Origin of the sequence: Streptomyces sp. NPDC048664, assembly GCF_040650555.1 — a bacterium.
Classification (GTDB): Bacteria; Actinomycetota; Actinomycetes; order Streptomycetales; family Streptomycetaceae; genus Streptomyces.
This window is the reverse complement of the sequence record NZ_JBEZHK010000003.1, coordinates 250,151-264,036: the sequence shown is the minus strand read 5'-3', so window position 1 is coordinate 264,036 and position 13,886 is coordinate 250,151. Positions and strand designations below refer to the sequence as shown.

16 protein-coding genes are annotated in these 13,886 nt (G+C 72.9%); 6 read left to right on the top strand and 10 right to left on the bottom strand.

The genetic code is table 11. The features are described from left to right. Positions 1 to 25: 25 nt before the first annotated feature. From AB0C59_RS04920 to AB0C59_RS04895, 6 genes are all read right to left on the bottom strand, one after another. A complete protein-coding gene (locus AB0C59_RS04920) occupies positions 26 to 1,240 on the bottom strand; it encodes an acyl-CoA dehydrogenase family protein (RefSeq protein WP_363001062.1) in 1,215 nt (404 codons plus the stop codon). A 5-nt stretch (positions 1,241 to 1,245) separates the two neighbouring features. Continuing rightward, positions 1,246 to 2,268: a phosphotransferase family protein gene (locus tag AB0C59_RS04915; RefSeq protein WP_363001060.1), complete on the bottom strand. Its 1,023-nt coding sequence runs from the start codon at positions 2,266 to 2,268 to the stop codon at positions 1,246 to 1,248. A 121-nt stretch (positions 2,269 to 2,389) separates the two neighbouring features. After that, positions 2,390 to 2,716, bottom strand: a complete 327-nt coding sequence (locus tag AB0C59_RS04910) for a DUF202 domain-containing protein (protein WP_363001058.1) — start codon at positions 2,714 to 2,716, stop codon at positions 2,390 to 2,392. Next, entirely contained in the window at positions 2,713 to 3,105 is a 393-nt protein-coding gene (locus AB0C59_RS04905) for a DUF202 domain-containing protein (RefSeq protein WP_363001056.1), read from the bottom strand. The genes AB0C59_RS04910 and AB0C59_RS04905 overlap by 4 nt, the downstream gene beginning before the upstream one ends. A gap of 58 nt (positions 3,106 to 3,163) precedes the next feature. Continuing rightward, positions 3,164 to 3,700, bottom strand: coding sequence for an NUDIX domain-containing protein (locus tag AB0C59_RS04900; RefSeq protein ID WP_363001054.1), 537 nt, complete (start codon positions 3,698 to 3,700; stop codon positions 3,164 to 3,166). 57 nt (positions 3,701 to 3,757) lie between these two features. Continuing rightward, positions 3,758 to 4,651, bottom strand: a complete 894-nt coding sequence (locus AB0C59_RS04895; protein WP_363001052.1) for a DMT family transporter — start codon at positions 4,649 to 4,651, stop codon at positions 3,758 to 3,760. Positions 4,652 to 4,847: 196 nt separating this feature from the next. Here AB0C59_RS04895 and AB0C59_RS04890 point away from each other — a divergent pair, with 196 nt between their 5' ends. The 3 genes from AB0C59_RS04890 (at position 4,848) to AB0C59_RS04880 (ending at position 8,016) form a co-directional block, all read left to right on the top strand. After that, entirely contained in the window at positions 4,848 to 6,503 is a 1,656-nt protein-coding gene (locus AB0C59_RS04890; RefSeq protein ID WP_363001050.1) for an FAD-binding dehydrogenase, read from the top strand. 135 nt (positions 6,504 to 6,638) lie between these two features. After that, a complete protein-coding gene (locus AB0C59_RS04885) occupies positions 6,639 to 7,385 on the top strand; it encodes a molybdopterin-dependent oxidoreductase (RefSeq protein ID WP_363001048.1) in 747 nt (248 codons plus the stop codon). Next, positions 7,369 to 8,016, top strand: coding sequence for a cytochrome b/b6 domain-containing protein (locus tag AB0C59_RS04880; RefSeq protein ID WP_363001046.1), 648 nt, complete (start codon positions 7,369 to 7,371; stop codon positions 8,014 to 8,016). The genes AB0C59_RS04885 and AB0C59_RS04880 overlap by 17 nt, the downstream gene beginning before the upstream one ends. Positions 8,017 to 8,046: 30 nt before the next feature. Here the strand turns inward: AB0C59_RS04880 and AB0C59_RS04875 are convergent, their stop codons facing one another. Together AB0C59_RS04875 and AB0C59_RS04870 are read right to left on the bottom strand one after the other, a co-directional pair. Beyond that, a complete protein-coding gene (locus AB0C59_RS04875) occupies positions 8,047 to 9,444 on the bottom strand; it encodes a gluconate:H+ symporter (protein WP_363001044.1) in 1,398 nt (465 codons plus the stop codon). A 113-nt stretch (positions 9,445 to 9,557) separates the two neighbouring features. Then, positions 9,558 to 10,079, bottom strand: coding sequence for a gluconokinase (locus AB0C59_RS04870; RefSeq protein WP_363001042.1), 522 nt, complete (start codon positions 10,077 to 10,079; stop codon positions 9,558 to 9,560). A gap of 171 nt (positions 10,080 to 10,250) precedes the next feature. Between AB0C59_RS04870 and AB0C59_RS04865 the strand changes: the two genes are divergently transcribed. Then, a complete protein-coding gene (locus AB0C59_RS04865) occupies positions 10,251 to 10,952 on the top strand; it encodes an FCD domain-containing protein (protein WP_363001040.1) in 702 nt (233 codons plus the stop codon). Positions 10,953 to 10,973: 21 nt separating this feature from the next. Here the strand turns inward: AB0C59_RS04865 and AB0C59_RS04860 are convergent, their stop codons facing one another. Next, on the bottom strand, positions 10,974 to 11,348 hold the full coding sequence (locus tag AB0C59_RS04860; protein WP_363001038.1) for a YchJ family metal-binding protein: 375 nt from the start codon (positions 11,346 to 11,348) through the stop codon (positions 10,974 to 10,976). Between the two features lie 132 nt (positions 11,349 to 11,480). On the opposite strand from AB0C59_RS04860, the gene AB0C59_RS04855 reads away from it, so the two are divergent. Then, complete coding sequence (locus tag AB0C59_RS04855; protein ID WP_363001036.1) at positions 11,481 to 11,795, top strand: dsRBD fold-containing protein; 315 nt, start codon at positions 11,481 to 11,483, stop codon at positions 11,793 to 11,795. Positions 11,796 to 11,849: 54 nt separating this feature from the next. Beyond that, entirely contained in the window at positions 11,850 to 13,148 is a 1,299-nt protein-coding gene (locus AB0C59_RS04850) for a phosphoribosyltransferase family protein (RefSeq protein ID WP_363001034.1), read from the top strand. A 20-nt stretch (positions 13,149 to 13,168) separates the two neighbouring features. Here the strand turns inward: AB0C59_RS04850 and AB0C59_RS04845 are convergent, their stop codons facing one another. Further along, the gene (locus AB0C59_RS04845) at positions 13,169 to 13,834 is read right to left on the bottom strand and encodes a TetR family transcriptional regulator (protein WP_363001032.1); all 666 of its coding nucleotides are present in this window, start codon (positions 13,832 to 13,834) and stop codon (positions 13,169 to 13,171) included. Positions 13,835 to 13,886 lie beyond the last annotated feature (52 nt).

Genomic DNA, 13,886 nt, shown 5'->3' with positions numbered 1-13,886 from the left:
CCGGTCCGCCCCACCGCCCCATGCCTCACCTATGCTTCTTCAGCTCCCGCCGTGCCAGCGACCGCTGGTGCACCTCGTCCGGCCCGTCCGCGATGCGCAGCGTCCGGGCCGCCGCCCAGAGCTCGGCCAGCGGCGAGTCCTGGCTCACGCCGCCCGCCCCGTACAGCTGGACCGCGTTGTCGAGGATGTCCAGGACCGTGCGCGGAGTGGCGATCTTGATGGCCTGGATCTCGGTGTGGGCGCCCTTGTTGCCGACCGTGTCCATCATCCACGCCGTCTTCAGGACCAGCAGCCGCAACTGCTCCACGGCCACCCGGGCGTCCGCGATCCGGTTCTGCACCACGCCCTGCTGGGCGAGCGGCTTGCCGAACGCCGTCCGTGCCACCGCCCGCCGGCACATCAGCTCGATCGCCCGCTCCGCCATGCCGATCAGCCGCATGCAGTGGTGGATGCGCCCCGGGCCCAGCCGGGCCTGGGCGATGGCGAACCCGCCGCCCTCCTCGCCGATCAGGTTCGACACGGGCACGCGGGCGTGGTCGAAGACCACCTCGGCGTGACCGCCGTGCGAGTGGTCCTCGTAGCCGTACACCCGCATCGCCCGCTCGACCCGCACACCGGGCGTGTCGCGCGGGACCAGCACCATGGACTGCTGGCGGCGGATGTCCGCGCCGTCCGGGTCCGTCTTGCCCATCACGATGAAGATCCCGCAGTCGGGGTTCATCGCCCCGGAGATGTACCACTTGCGGCCCGTGATGACGTAGTCGTCGCCGTCCCGCTCGATGCGCGTGGTGATGTTGGTGGCGTCCGAGGAGGCCACCTCCGGCTCGGTCATCGCGAACGCGGACCGGATCTCACCGGCCAGCAGCGGCTGCAGCCACTGCTTCTTCTGCCGCTCGTCGCCGAACTGCGCGAGCACCTCCATGTTGCCCGTGTCCGGCGCCGCGCAGTTCGTCGCGGTGGGGGCGAGATGCGGGGAGCGGCCGGTGATCTCGGCGAGCGGCGCGTACTGCAGGTTGGTCAGCCCGGCGCCGTGCTCCGCGTCCGGCAGGAACAGGTTCCACAGGCCCTGGCGGCGGGCCTCGGCCTTCAGCTCGCCCACGATCGCGGGCGTGTCCCAGGGCGAGGCCAGCCGCGCCCGCTGCTCCTCGGCGACGGCCTCCGCCGGGTGGACGTGCTCGTCCATGAAGGCGAGCAGCTTGGCGCGCAGGTCCTCGGTGCGCGCGTCGAATGCGAAGTCCATGGCGGTCAGTCCTCCTGAAGGGTGGTCAGGCCGTGTTCGATGAAGACGGGCACGAGTTCGCCGATGCGGTCGAAGCCCCGGCCGACCGTCTGCCCCAGCGTGTAGCGGTAGTGGATGCCCTCCAGGATCACCGCGAGCTTGAACCAGGCGAACGCCGTGTACCAGGACACGGCACCCACGTCCCGTCCGGAGCGGGCGGCGTACCGCTCGATCAGCTCGCGCGGCGCCGGGTGTCCGGCGGCCGTGGCGGTCGTGGAGATGGGGGAGCCGGGCAGCTCCAGCGGCACGCTGTACATCGCCAGCAGGCCCAGGTCGGTGAGCGGGTCGCCGAGCGTGGACATCTCCCAGTCCAGGATGGCGGTGATCCGGTCGTCGTCACCGAGCAGCACGTTGTCCAGGCGGTAGTCGCCGTGGATCACGGTCGGTTCGGGGGAGGCGGGCAGCGAACGGCCGAGCGCCGCGTGCAGCTCGTCGACGCCGGGCAGCTCGCGGTTGCGGGAGGCGTCCAACTGCTTGCCCCAGCGACGCAGCTGGCGGTCCAGGAAGCCGTCCGGACGGCCGAAGTCGCCGAGGCCCACCGCGTCGGGGTCCACCGCGTGCAGCTCGACCAGCGTGTCCACCAGGCCGAGCACCGCCTGCCGGGTGCGCTCGGCGCCGAGCGGGGCGAGCTGCCCGGCGGTGCGGTAGGGGGTGCCCTCCACGAACTCCATCACGTAGAAGGGGGCGCCGAGGACCGCGTCGTCCTCGCACAGCAGCACGGGGCGCGGCACCGGCACGGCCGTCGGGTGCAGCGCGCTGATCACCCGGTGCTCGCGCCGCATGTCGTGGGCCGTGGCCAGGACGTGGCCGAGCGGGGGGCGCCGTACGACCCACCGGGCGGTGCCGTCCGTGACGGCGTACGTGAGGTTCGACCGGCCGCCCTCGATCAGCCGGCCGGTCAGGGGGCCGTCGACCAGGCCGGGCCGCTCCCTGTCCAGCAGGCCCCGCAGCTGGTCGAGGTCGAGACCCGGCGGGTGGTCTGGGCTCATGGTGGCTCCTCCAAGCGGGGAACGGCGGGGAACAAGAGGGGAATGCGGTACGGGCATCATGATGCCGACCGGTCGGTATGCCGTCCAGTGGATGAGCCGAACGTGACGGGCGCCACCGTCCTCAGACGAACACCAACCCGGCCGCGCACACGGCGAGCGCCACCGTGCACAGCGTCGCCGCGGTGGCGTGCCGGGGCGCCAGACGCGGTGGACGGCCCGCCGGGGCCACGGCCAGGGCGCGGATGCGCCGGTGCGCCAGCGCCAGGAACCCCAGCCACAGCAGACAGCACAGCCCCGCCGCGGCGAACCCCGCCCCCGACCCGCTGTGCAGCGCCGCCTTCGCCGCCAGGACGGCGGCCACGGTGCTCGACAGCGTCGTACGCCGCCAGGCCAGCCGGGTGCGCTCCGGCTGAAGCCCCGGGTCGCGCTCCGCGGCCGGGGCGGTCATCCCGCCCAGCCGATGAGGACCACCAGCACCATCGCGACGGCCACCACCGCGACGACGATGCTCAGCAGTGCCGGGAAGCGGGACACGGGCAGGTCCTCGCCGCGCCGCATCGCCCGTTCGCAGCGCACCCAGTGGTTGATGGCGCGCAGCGAGCACAGGACGCCCGCGGCGAGCAGCGCGAGAGCGAGCCCGGCGCGCCAGGCCCAGCGCAGGTGCGGCAGGAACTGGTCCACGGCGAACCCGCCGCCGATCAGCGCCAGCGCGGTGCGCAGCCAGGCCAGGAAGGTGCGCTCGTTCGCCAGGGAGAAGCGGTAGTCGGGCGTACGGCCTTCTTTCCGGACCTCCTGGGGCGCGAACCACAGCCGGGCCTTCCGTACGAATTCGATCACGTCCAGGACCCTACCGGGCCGCCCCGTCCCCGGCGGTGCCAGGGAGCGCGGGCACGGCTCAGCCCGCGGACCGGCGGTGCCTCCTGAGCCGTTCCCAGGCGGCGAGCCCGTCCGGGACCCAGTCCCAGGCGGCGGCGCCGGACGCGCCGGACACCCTGCGGTCCACCTCGTCCTCGGGCAGGAAGGCGTGCCAGGCGACCTCCTCCACCTGGGGGCTGACGGGCAGCTCGCAGCGCACCTGGTAGACCGCGGACCACCAGCTCGCGCCGGCGCCGTCGTCGTACAGGAACGTGAACAGCCGCTCGGGCCGCGGCAGCCCGTCGACCCCGAGCTCCTCCTCGGCCTCGCGCAGCGCGGCCTCGTCGTAGGACTCGCCCGCGCCGACCACACCCCCCACGAACATGTCGTACCGGGACGGGAAGACCAGCTTGGTGGCGGTGCGGCGATGCACGAACAGGCGCCCCCGGGCGTCCCGCGCCTCGATGAACACACACCGGTGGCGCAGTCCCCGCGCGTAGGCCTCACCCCGCGGGGACTGCCCGATGACCCTGTCGTTCTCGTCCACGATGTCGAGGAGTTCGTCGGCGGCACTCATGCCCCCATCCAAGCAGGCGGCCGCCGCGCACCACAGCCCGCCGCGGCACGGGGCCGTTCACCGCGACTGGAGGTCCTTCTCCCGCTCCGGCTCGGCCAGCCCCCGCGGCATCGCCGGATGCAGCCCGAGGAACACGATGCCGAGCACGATCGCGGCCAGGCCCGCCGCCTCCCAGGCGAGCGCGCCCGTGTCGGTGCGCAACCGGTCGCCGAGGAAGCCCACCCCGCACAGGATCCCGGCCAGCGGCTGGGCCGCGGTGAGCGCGGGCAGGGACATCCGCAGCGGCGCCGTCTCGAACGCGCTCTGCACCAGGATCAGCCCCGCCACGCCGAGCACCACGACACCGTAGGGCTGCCAGCCCGTGACCAGATCGGCCCACCCGTCGTCCGCGAACAGCTGACCGCTCACCCGGGTGAGCGCGTCCTGGACGCCGTAGAGCAGTCCGGCCGCCAGCCCCAGCAGCACCGGGCCGAACGTCAGCCGGGACTTCTTCGCGCAGGCCGTCAGCAGCAGCGCCAGGCCGACCACCACACCGATGATGAGCCAGTGCCGCAGCGGATCCGTGATCGCGTTGCCCCCTTTGGGGCGGCCCCCCACGATGAACGCCGTGACCCCGAACGCGAGCAGCGTGAGCCCCGCCCAGCCCTGACGCCCGATCGGCTGACGGGTCCGCCTGCGCGACTCCGCCAGCGCGAACAGCAGACTCGTGGCCACCAGCGGCTCGACCAGCGAGATCTCACCGTGGGCCAGGGCCGTCGCGCTCAGGACCATGCCGGCCACCATCAGGGCGATGCCGCCCAGCCAGCGCGGCATCCGCATCAGGTCCAGCAGCAGCCGCGGCGTCAGGAAGTCGCTGAGCGGCGCCTGCTGAGCCGCGCTCTGCTGGAGCACGAAGCCGGTGCCCAGACAGCAGGCGGCACCGAGAGCCAGGGCCATGACCAGTACGGACACGCTGTACCTCGATGCGGCGGAGTCACGGAGGCGTATCACGCCGACTGTAGCGCCCCCCGGTGGGCACCGCCCGCGCTCGGCCGCGTCCCGGCACCGCCGGACGGTTGACTGCGTCGCGCCTGTGGCAGAAGGATCTGGCCCGTCAGGCGCGCTACCGACCGGTAGTCGCGTGGACCGGACCGTGGGAGGACGGCGCATGGCCTACGACGCAGATGTGATCGTGATCGGGGCGGGCCTCGCCGGGCTCGCGGCGACCGCGGAACTGGCGGACGCGGGCCGCAAGGTGATCCTCCTGGACCAGGAGCCGGAGCAGTCGATGGGCGGCCAGGCGTTCTGGTCCTTCGGCGGCCTGTTCTTCGTCGACTCCCCGGAGCAGCGGCGGCTGCGGATCAAGGACAGCCACGCGCTCGCCCTCCAGGACTGGATGGGCACGGCCGGGTTCGACCGCCCGGAGGACCACTGGCCACGCCGGTGGGCCGAGGCGTACGTCGACTTCGCGGCCGGCGAGAAGCGGTCCTGGCTGCACGCGCAGGGCATGCGCTTCTTCCCGGTGGTCGGCTGGGCCGAACGCGGCGGCTACGACGCGACCGGGCACGGCAACTCCGTCCCCCGCTTCCACATCACCTGGGGAACCGGGCCCGGCGTCGTCGAACCGTTCGTACGGCGTGTCAGGGCCGGGGCCGTGCGCGGTCTGGTCGACCTGCGGTTCCGCCACCGCGTCACCGGCCTCACCCCCGGCGCGGGCGTCGTGGACACGGTCACCGGCGAGATCCTGGAACCCTCCGACGTCCAGCGCGGCAAGGCCAGCAGCCGTACGGTCGCCGGCGCCTTCGAACTGAGGGCCCAGGCCGTGATCGTCACCTCGGGCGGTATCGGCGGCAACCACGACCTGGTGCGCGCCAACTGGCCCAGCCGCCTGGGCAGGCCGCCCGAGCGGATGGTCGCCGGGGTGCCCGCGCACGTCGACGGCAAGATGCTCGGCATCGCCGAGGAGGCCGGCGCCCGCCTGATCAACCGGGACCGGATGTGGCACTACACCGAGGGGCTCCACAACTGGAACCCCATCTGGGAGAACCACGGCATCCGCATCCTGCCGGGCCCCTCCTCGCTCTGGTTCGACGCACGCGGCAAGCGGCTGCCCGTCCCGCTCTTCCCCGGCTTCGACACGCTGGGCACCCTCGAACACATCATGGGCACCGGGTACGACCACACCTGGTTCGTGCTCGACCAGAAGATCATCGGCAAGGAGTTCGCGCTCTCCGGCTCCGAGCAGAACCCCGACCTGACGGGACGGTCGGTCAGGGACGTCGTCGGACGGGCCCGCGCGGACGTGCCCGGGCCGGTCAAGGCGTTCATGGAGCACGGCGTCGACTTCGTCGTGGAGAGGGACCTCGGCGCACTCGTCCGCGGCATGAACGCGCTCACCAAGGAGCCCCTCATCGACGAGGCCGCCCTGCGCCGCGAGATCGTCGCCCGCGACCGGGAGATCGCGAACCCGTTCACCAAGGACCTCCAGGTGACCGCGATCCGCGGCGCCCGCACCTACCTGGGCGACCGGTTGATCCGCACCGCCGCCCCGCACCGCATCCTCGACCCCGGGGCGGGCCCCCTGATCGCGGTGCGGCTGAACATCCTCACCCGCAAGTCCCTCGGCGGCCTGGAGACCGACCTGTCCTCGCGCGTCCTGACCGAGGGCGGCGACGCGCTGCCCGGCGTCTACGCGGCCGGGGAGGCGGCGGGCTTCGGCGGCGGGGGAGTGCACGGCTACCGCTCCCTGGAGGGCACGTTCCTCGGCGGGTGCCTCTTCTCGGGCCGCACGGCGGGCCGGGCGGCGGCGAAGGCGGTCGGGTAGGGCGCTCGGGAAGGGCGTTTGGGTAGGGCGCTCGGGCAGAGCCCGCGCGGCGCCCGATGAGAAGGTCATTACAGAACTCTGACGGTGACCCCCGGGCGCTGGCCCCGAGCGGGTGCGGGGTGGTCGAATCACAGGGTGAACCCTGAACGTCCCCAGCCCAGGGAGCCGGAGACCCCGGCGAGCGGCACCCCCGTCGGCCGCCGGGTCCTGCTGGGCACCCTCGGCCTCGGCGCGCTCGGCGTCGCCGCCGCGCCCACCCTGCAACGCGGACTCGAAGGCTTCCTGGGCGGCGTATCCGGCAAGGACCCCACGGGCCTGACCGGGCTCCTGCCCAACGGGGGAGGGTTCCGCTACTACTCGGTGACGGCCTCCGTCCCGCACGTGAGCCCGGCGGACTACCGGCTCAGCATCGGCGGCCTGGTCGATCACCCGACGTCGTACACCCTCGCCGACCTGCGCGCCCTGCCGCAGACCCGGCTCGTGCACGACGTCCAGTGCGTCACCGGCTGGCGCGTGCCCAGGACCGCGTTCGAGGGGGTACGGCTGTCCGTCCTGCTGGACGCCGCGGGCGTCAGGTCGTCCGCGGGCGCGGTCCGCTTCACCTGCTTCGACGGGGCGTACACCGAGAGCCTGACCCTCGACCAGGCGCGCCGCTCCGACGTCCTGGTCGCCCTGAGGATGCAGGACAAGCCGGTCGGCCACGATCACGGCGGCCCGGTCCGCCTCTACGTCGCCCCCATGTACTTCTACAAGTCGGCCAAGTGGCTCTCCGGTATCAGCGTGACGCGCGAGGTGCGCCCCGGGTACTGGGAGGAACGCGGCTACGACGTGGACGCGTGGGTCGGCCGTTCGAACGGACGAGACGATGCCCCCACGAGCTGACACCCAGCCGCCCGCCGCCGCCTCCGCACCCGCGTCCCCCGGCCGGGTCCGGCGCTTCACCCGCGTGGAGACCTGGGTGCACCGTCTGACGGCCGCGCTGATGGGTGTGTGCGTGGCCACCGCGGCCTGCCTGTACATCCCCGCCTTCGCGGAACTGGTCGGGCGCCGCGAACTGGTGACCACCCTGCACGAGTGGGCCGGAGTGGCGCTCCCGGTCCCCGTCCTGGCGGGGCTGGTCTCCCGGTCGCTGCGCGCGAACCTCGGCCACCTCAACCGCTGGGGGCCGCACGACCGGGTCTGGCTGCGCGCCGCCCTGCGCCGCGACCGCCGGCGCGGCTCACGGCCCGCGGGCAAGTTCAACGCGGGCCAGAAGACCTACGCGGCCTGGATCGCGGGCGCCACCCTGGTCATGCTCGGCACGGGGGTGCTGATGTGGTTCACGCACCTGACTCCGCTGAGGTGGCGCACCTCGGCGACCTTCGTGCACGACTGGCTCGCCCTGACCATCGGCGTGGTCCTGGCCGGACACATCGGGATGGCCCTCGGCGATCCGGAGGCGCGCCGGGGGCTGCGCAGCGGACTGGTCAGCCGCGAGTGGGCGGAGCGCGAACACCCGCTGTGGCGGCCCTGACCACCCCGGCGGGTGCCCGCCCCGCCCGCCCTAGACGACGAGCGACAGCAGCAGGACCAGGCCCCCGGCGACCACCGAGATGATCGTCTCCATCACCGACCAGGTCTTGACGGTCTGCCCGACGCTGAGCCCGAAGTACTCCTTGACCAGCCAGAACCCGGCGTCGTTGACATGGCTGAAGAACAGCGAACCGGCCCCGATGGCCAGCACCAGCAGCGCGGTGTGGGTGGTCGACATGTCCGCCGCCAGGGGCGCGACCAGGCCCGCGGCCGAGACGGTCGCCACGGTCGCCGAACCCGTCGCCAACCGGATCACCACCGCGATCAGCCAGGCCAGCAGCAGCGCCGGGATGTTCCAGCTCCTGGATATGTCCAGCACCATCTGACCCACGCCGCAGTCGATCAGGGTCTGCTTGAAGCCGCCGCCGGCGCCCACGATGAGCAGGATCCCGGCGATGGGCGCGAGCCCCTTCTCGACGATCCCCGAGATGCGCTCCTTGCCGAACCCGGCCGGGCGGCCGAGCGTGAAGATCCCCACGAGCACGGCGGCGAGCAGGGCGATCAGCGGCGAGCCGACCACGTCGAAGACGCGCTGCACCTCCTTGCCCGGGTCGTCGACGACGATGTCCACCAGCGCCTTGGACAGCATCAGGACGACCGGCAGCAGCACGGTGGCCAGCGTGGCACCGAAGCCCGGGCGGTGCTCCAGGTCCTCCGAGGGGCGGGCCGGGACCATGCGGTCGGGCACCGGGACGTCCACCCAGCGGGCGGCGACCCGCGAGAAGAGCGGACCCGCGACGATCACGGTGGGAACGGCGATCAGCACACCGAACGCCAGGGTCACCCCGAGGTTGGCCTTGACCGCGTCGATCGCGACGAGCGGGCCGGGGTGCGGCGGGATCAGGCCGTGCATCACGGACAGACCCGCGAGCGCCGGGACACCGATGCGCATCACCGAGTAGTTGCCGCGCTTCGCGACCATCAGCACCACCGGGATCAGCAGCACGATGCCGACCTCGAAGAACAGGGGCAGCCCGATCACCGAGGCGATCAGCACCATCGCCCACGGCATCCCGCGTCCGCCCGCCTTGGCGAGGATGGTGTCCACGATCTGGTCGGCGCCGCCGGAGTCGGCGAGCAGCTTGCCCAGGACGGCACCCAGGGCGATCAGCACGCCCACGCCGGCGACGGTCGCGCCGAGCCCGGTGGTGAAGCTGAGGATCGCCTTGTCGAGCGGTGCCCCGGCGACGGCGCCGAGCACCAGCGAGCCGATGGTCAGGGCGAGGAACGCGTGGAGTCTGAACCGGGTGATGAGGGCGACGATGACGGCGATGCCCGTCAGTACCGCGATGCCGAGTTGAGCGTGGCCCGCCGAGGTGATCGGTGCGACGGGGTCCGCTGCCAGCATCTCGACGCTGAGTCTGGTCACGGAGGGATTCCTTGGGTGAGGGTGAGGGTGAGGGTGAGGGCGAGGGGACGAGGAGGGCGAGGGGACGAGGAGGGCCGGGAGGGGGAACTCCCGGCGTCGGTGCGGCTGTCCGGCTACGTGCTCGCGGACCTCTCGAGGCTCCGCAGCGCCCGTGCCGCACGGTCGGCGATGGCCTCGGGACCGCCCGAGACCTCCACCGCGACCCCCGCCTCGTCCGGCTGGAGCGGCTGGAGCGTGGCGAACTGGGAGTCCAGCAGGGCCGCGGGCATGAAGTGCCCGCGCCGCTGCGCCATCCGGTCCTCGATGAGTGCGCGGTCGCCCAGGAGGTGCACGAAGACGAGATCGGGAGCCGCCGCCCGCAGCCGGTCGCGGTAGGACCGCTTCAGCGCGGAGCAGCTGACCACCCCGCCGAGGCCCGCGCGCCGGTGCGCCCAGGCGCCGATGGCGTCGAGCCAGGGCCGGCGGTCCTCGTCGGCCAGCGGGACACCGGCCGACATCTTGGCGATGTTGGCCGGGGGATGGAAGTCGTCGCCCTCGGCGTACGGAACGCCGAGCCGGGCCGCGAGCAGGGGACCGATCGTGGTCTTGCCCGTGCCCGAGACGCCCATCACCACGACGACGCGGGGGGTGGTCATCGTTTCCTCACTGTCCTGGTCGTTGTCTCGTTCATGTCTTCGTTCATGGATGCCGGACCGGTGCCGACCGATGCCGACGTCACTGAAACCGATTAGGTACGACGAATTCAAGAGTCTGTGACATTTAAGTCTGACTTTTTCTTCGCGTGACCTTCCTCGTACGCTGAGTGCATGAGCACACCGGGCCGGGGGCTGCACGGCCATGTACTGGACACCCTCGGGCCCGCGATCACCGCGGGCGAGTACCCGGCGGGCAGTGTGCTGCGCACGGACGAACTCGCCCAGCGCTTCGAGGTCTCACGCTCCGTGATGCGCGAGGCGGTACGGGTGCTGGAGTCGATGCACCTGGTGGAGTCCCGCCGCCGCGTCGGCGTGACGGTCCTGCCCAAGGCCGCCTGGAACGTCTACGACCCGCAGGTCATCCGGTGGCGGCTGGCCGGTTCCGACCGCTCCCACCAGCTCCGCTCACTGACCGTGCTGCGCTCCGCCGTCGAACCGGCCGCCGCCGCACTGGCCGCGCGCCACGCCACCGCCGAGCAGTGCGCCGAACTCACCGCGTGCGCGCTGGGCATGGTCGCCCACTCGCGCGGGCACCGGCTGGAGGGGTATCTCGTCCACGACGTGGCCTTCCACCGGGTGATCCTCACCGCGTCGGGCAACGAGATGTTCGCCCGGCTCGGTGACGTCGTCGCCGAGGTCCTGTCCGGCCGCACCCATCACGACGTGATGTTCGCGGACCCCCACCCGGGCGCGGTCACCCTGCACGTCCAGGTCGCGGAGGCGGTACGGGAGGGCGACGCAGCCCGCGCCGAACGGCTCACCCGCGAGATCACCGTCGGCGCGCTGCACGAACTGGACATCCTGGCGCCGTAGCGGCACCGGGACCGACGCCGCTCAGTCCAGGAACTCCCCGTCGACGTACACCCAGGCCCCGTCGACCCGCTCGAACCGGCTGCGCTCCAGCAGACTGCCGCCCCGGTAGGAGGCATGGAACGTCACCGTGCCCCGCGTGTGGAACGCCGACCCGTCCGACGTCTCGAGCACCTCCAGACCGCTCCAACGCGTCCCCGGGTCCAGCTCCAGCCGCGCCGGCCGGGTGCGCGGATGCCAGGTCCGCAGCAGATATCCCGTGTCCTGCCGGACGAACGCGCTGTACCTCGACCGCATGAGCGCCTCGGCGGTCGGCGCGGCGGCGGCACCGGTGTGGAAGCGGCCGCAGCACTTCTCGTACGCCTCGGGCAGTCCGCACGGGCAGGAACGCGTCGTCATGGCCGACATTCTGCCCTCCCGCCGACGGAGTGCCGCAGGCACCGTGCGCCGGCGCCCCGATGGGTCCACAGTGGAAGGGAGCCGAGCACCCCAGTAGCCGGTTGCTCCGCCCCGGCACGAGGAGGACGGAAGATGACGTCAGCCGCGGGCAGCCGCCCTCCGTCCGCCAAGGAATGGCGGCTCCAGCTCTACCTGTCCGAACACGACCCCGGCACCACGGCCCGGGTCGTCCTGGACACCGGGGACAACCTGCTGGAGTGCTGTGCGCGGGCGCACCGCAACCCCGAGGACATGGACATCCCCGAGATCGGCGACGAACTCGCGGCCGGGCGGGCCCTGATCTCCCTGGGCCGACAGCTGCTGCGCGCCGCCGAAGGCGACATCTCGGCGGCCGGAGCCGTCGAGGAGCCCTCGCCCCACCCGCTGTGGGACCGCAGGGACGAGTGAGCGCACCCGGTCCGGCACCCGCGAGGACGCGCCGGAGGCAGTGAGGAGGCCGCCGTGGTCTTCATGGACCGTCTCGAGGCGGGCCGGCGCCTGGGCGAGCACCTCGCGCGGCTCGGCCACCTCCCGCACGGGGCCGAGGACGTGGTCGTCCTGGGGCTGCCCAGGGGCGGGGTACCGGTCGCCGCGGAGGTGGCGCGGCGGCTCGGCGCGCCCCTGGACGTCTGCCTGGTCCGCAAGCTGGGCGTGCCCTACCAGCCGGAGCTGGGCATGGGGGCGCTCGGCGAGGGCGGGGTGCGGGTGATCAACGACGCGGTGCTGCGGGATGCGCAGGTCACGCCCGCACAACTGGCGTCGGTCGAGGAGGAGGAGAGCGCGGTGCTGCGGCGCCGGGCCTGCCGCTACCGGGGCGAGGGCGCACCGGCCTCGGTGCGGGGGCGGACGGTCGTGGTGGTCGACGACGGGGTGGCCACCGGGTCGACCGCCCGCGCCGCCTGCCGTATCGCCCGAGCCCGCGGGGCGCGGCGGATCGTGCTGGCGGTGCCCGTCGCGCCGTACGACTGGACCGAGCGCCTGGGGGACGAGGCCGACGAACTGGTCAGCCTGGAGACACCCCGCGACTTCTACGCCGTCGGCCAGTTCTACATCGACTTCGAGCAGGTCGAGGACGACGAGGTGGCCGCCTGCCTCGCCGGCGCGCGACGGCCCGGGTCCGGCGAGGAGGAGGTCGAGATCGCGGCGGGCGCCGTCCGGTTGCGGGGGCGGCTGACCGTGCCCGCCGGGCCGTCCGGGATCGTGGTCTTCGCGCACGGCAGCGGCAGCGGACGGCGCAGTCCGCGCAACCGGTTCGTCGCCGAGGGCCTGAACGGGGCCGGGCTCGGCACCCTCCTGTTCGACCTGCTGACCGAGGACGAGGAAGCGGACCGGGCCAACGTGTTCGACACCGGCCTGCTGGCCGGGCGGCTGACCGACACCACCGGCTGGCTGCGCCGGCGCCCCGAGGCGCAGGGGCTGCCCCTCGGGTACTTCGGCGCCAGCACCGGCGCCGCCGCCGCGCTGCTGGCCGCGGCGGACCCGGCCGCGCGGATCGCCGCGATCGTCTCCCGGGGCGGCAGACCCGACCTGGCCGGCCCGCGGCTGCCCGAGGTCACGGCCCCGACGCTGCTGGTCGTCGGCGGCGCCGACCCGGACGTGCGCGACCTCAACCGCGAGGCGCAGACCAGGCTGCGCTGCGAGAACCATCTCGCGATCGTGCCCGGCGCCACCCACCTGTTCGAGGAGCCCGGCGCCCTGGAGGCGGTGACGACGCTGGCCCGCGACTGGTTCACCGACCACATGGCCCCGGCCCACGTGTAGCGCCACCGGCTCGACGCTGGTCAGCCCCGGGGTAGCACGCCCAGGAGGGTGGCGGTCAGGGCCTGCCTCAGGTAGTCCTTCAGATCCAGGTGGAAGCGGGCCAGGTCGGGCTCGGCCTCGTAGGCCGCCTGCAGGCTGGGTGGGGGCGTGCTGTACGCCGACAGCGCGCCGGCCATGACCACGGTCTGCAGGCTGAACAGGGTCGCGTCCTCGCCCAGCTCCGGCAGGCATGTCCGGATCAGGTCGGCCATGGTCGTCAGGTGGTCCAGGGAGGCGCGCTTGTAGCGTGCCACGACCTCGACGGAGACGTTGTGTTCCAGGACGCTGCCCTGTGCGCCGAACAGCTCGCACAGCACCCTGCGGTCGGACAGTGAGCGACTGAGGATCTCGGCCACCGCTGCCGCGCGCTCGGGCATGGGGAGATCTTCGTCGACGCCGCGGGCCAACTCCCCCGCCAGTTCCGTCAGCCATTCCCGCAGGAAGCGGTCGAGCAGCTCCAGCAGCACCGCCTCGCGGGACTCGAAGTAGCGCAGCACGTTCGGCTTCGCCAGGCCCACCCGGCGGCTGAGCTCGTTCAGGGTGACCGCGGCCACGGGCATCTCGTCGAGCATCGCCGATGCCGTGTCGAGGATCGCCCGTCGGCGGATCTCCCGCTGCTCTTCGGTTCGCGCCCGGTGGAAAGTCACGATCGCCAGTCTAGATTAGGTACCTTCGGTACGTTGACAACATACCGAAGGT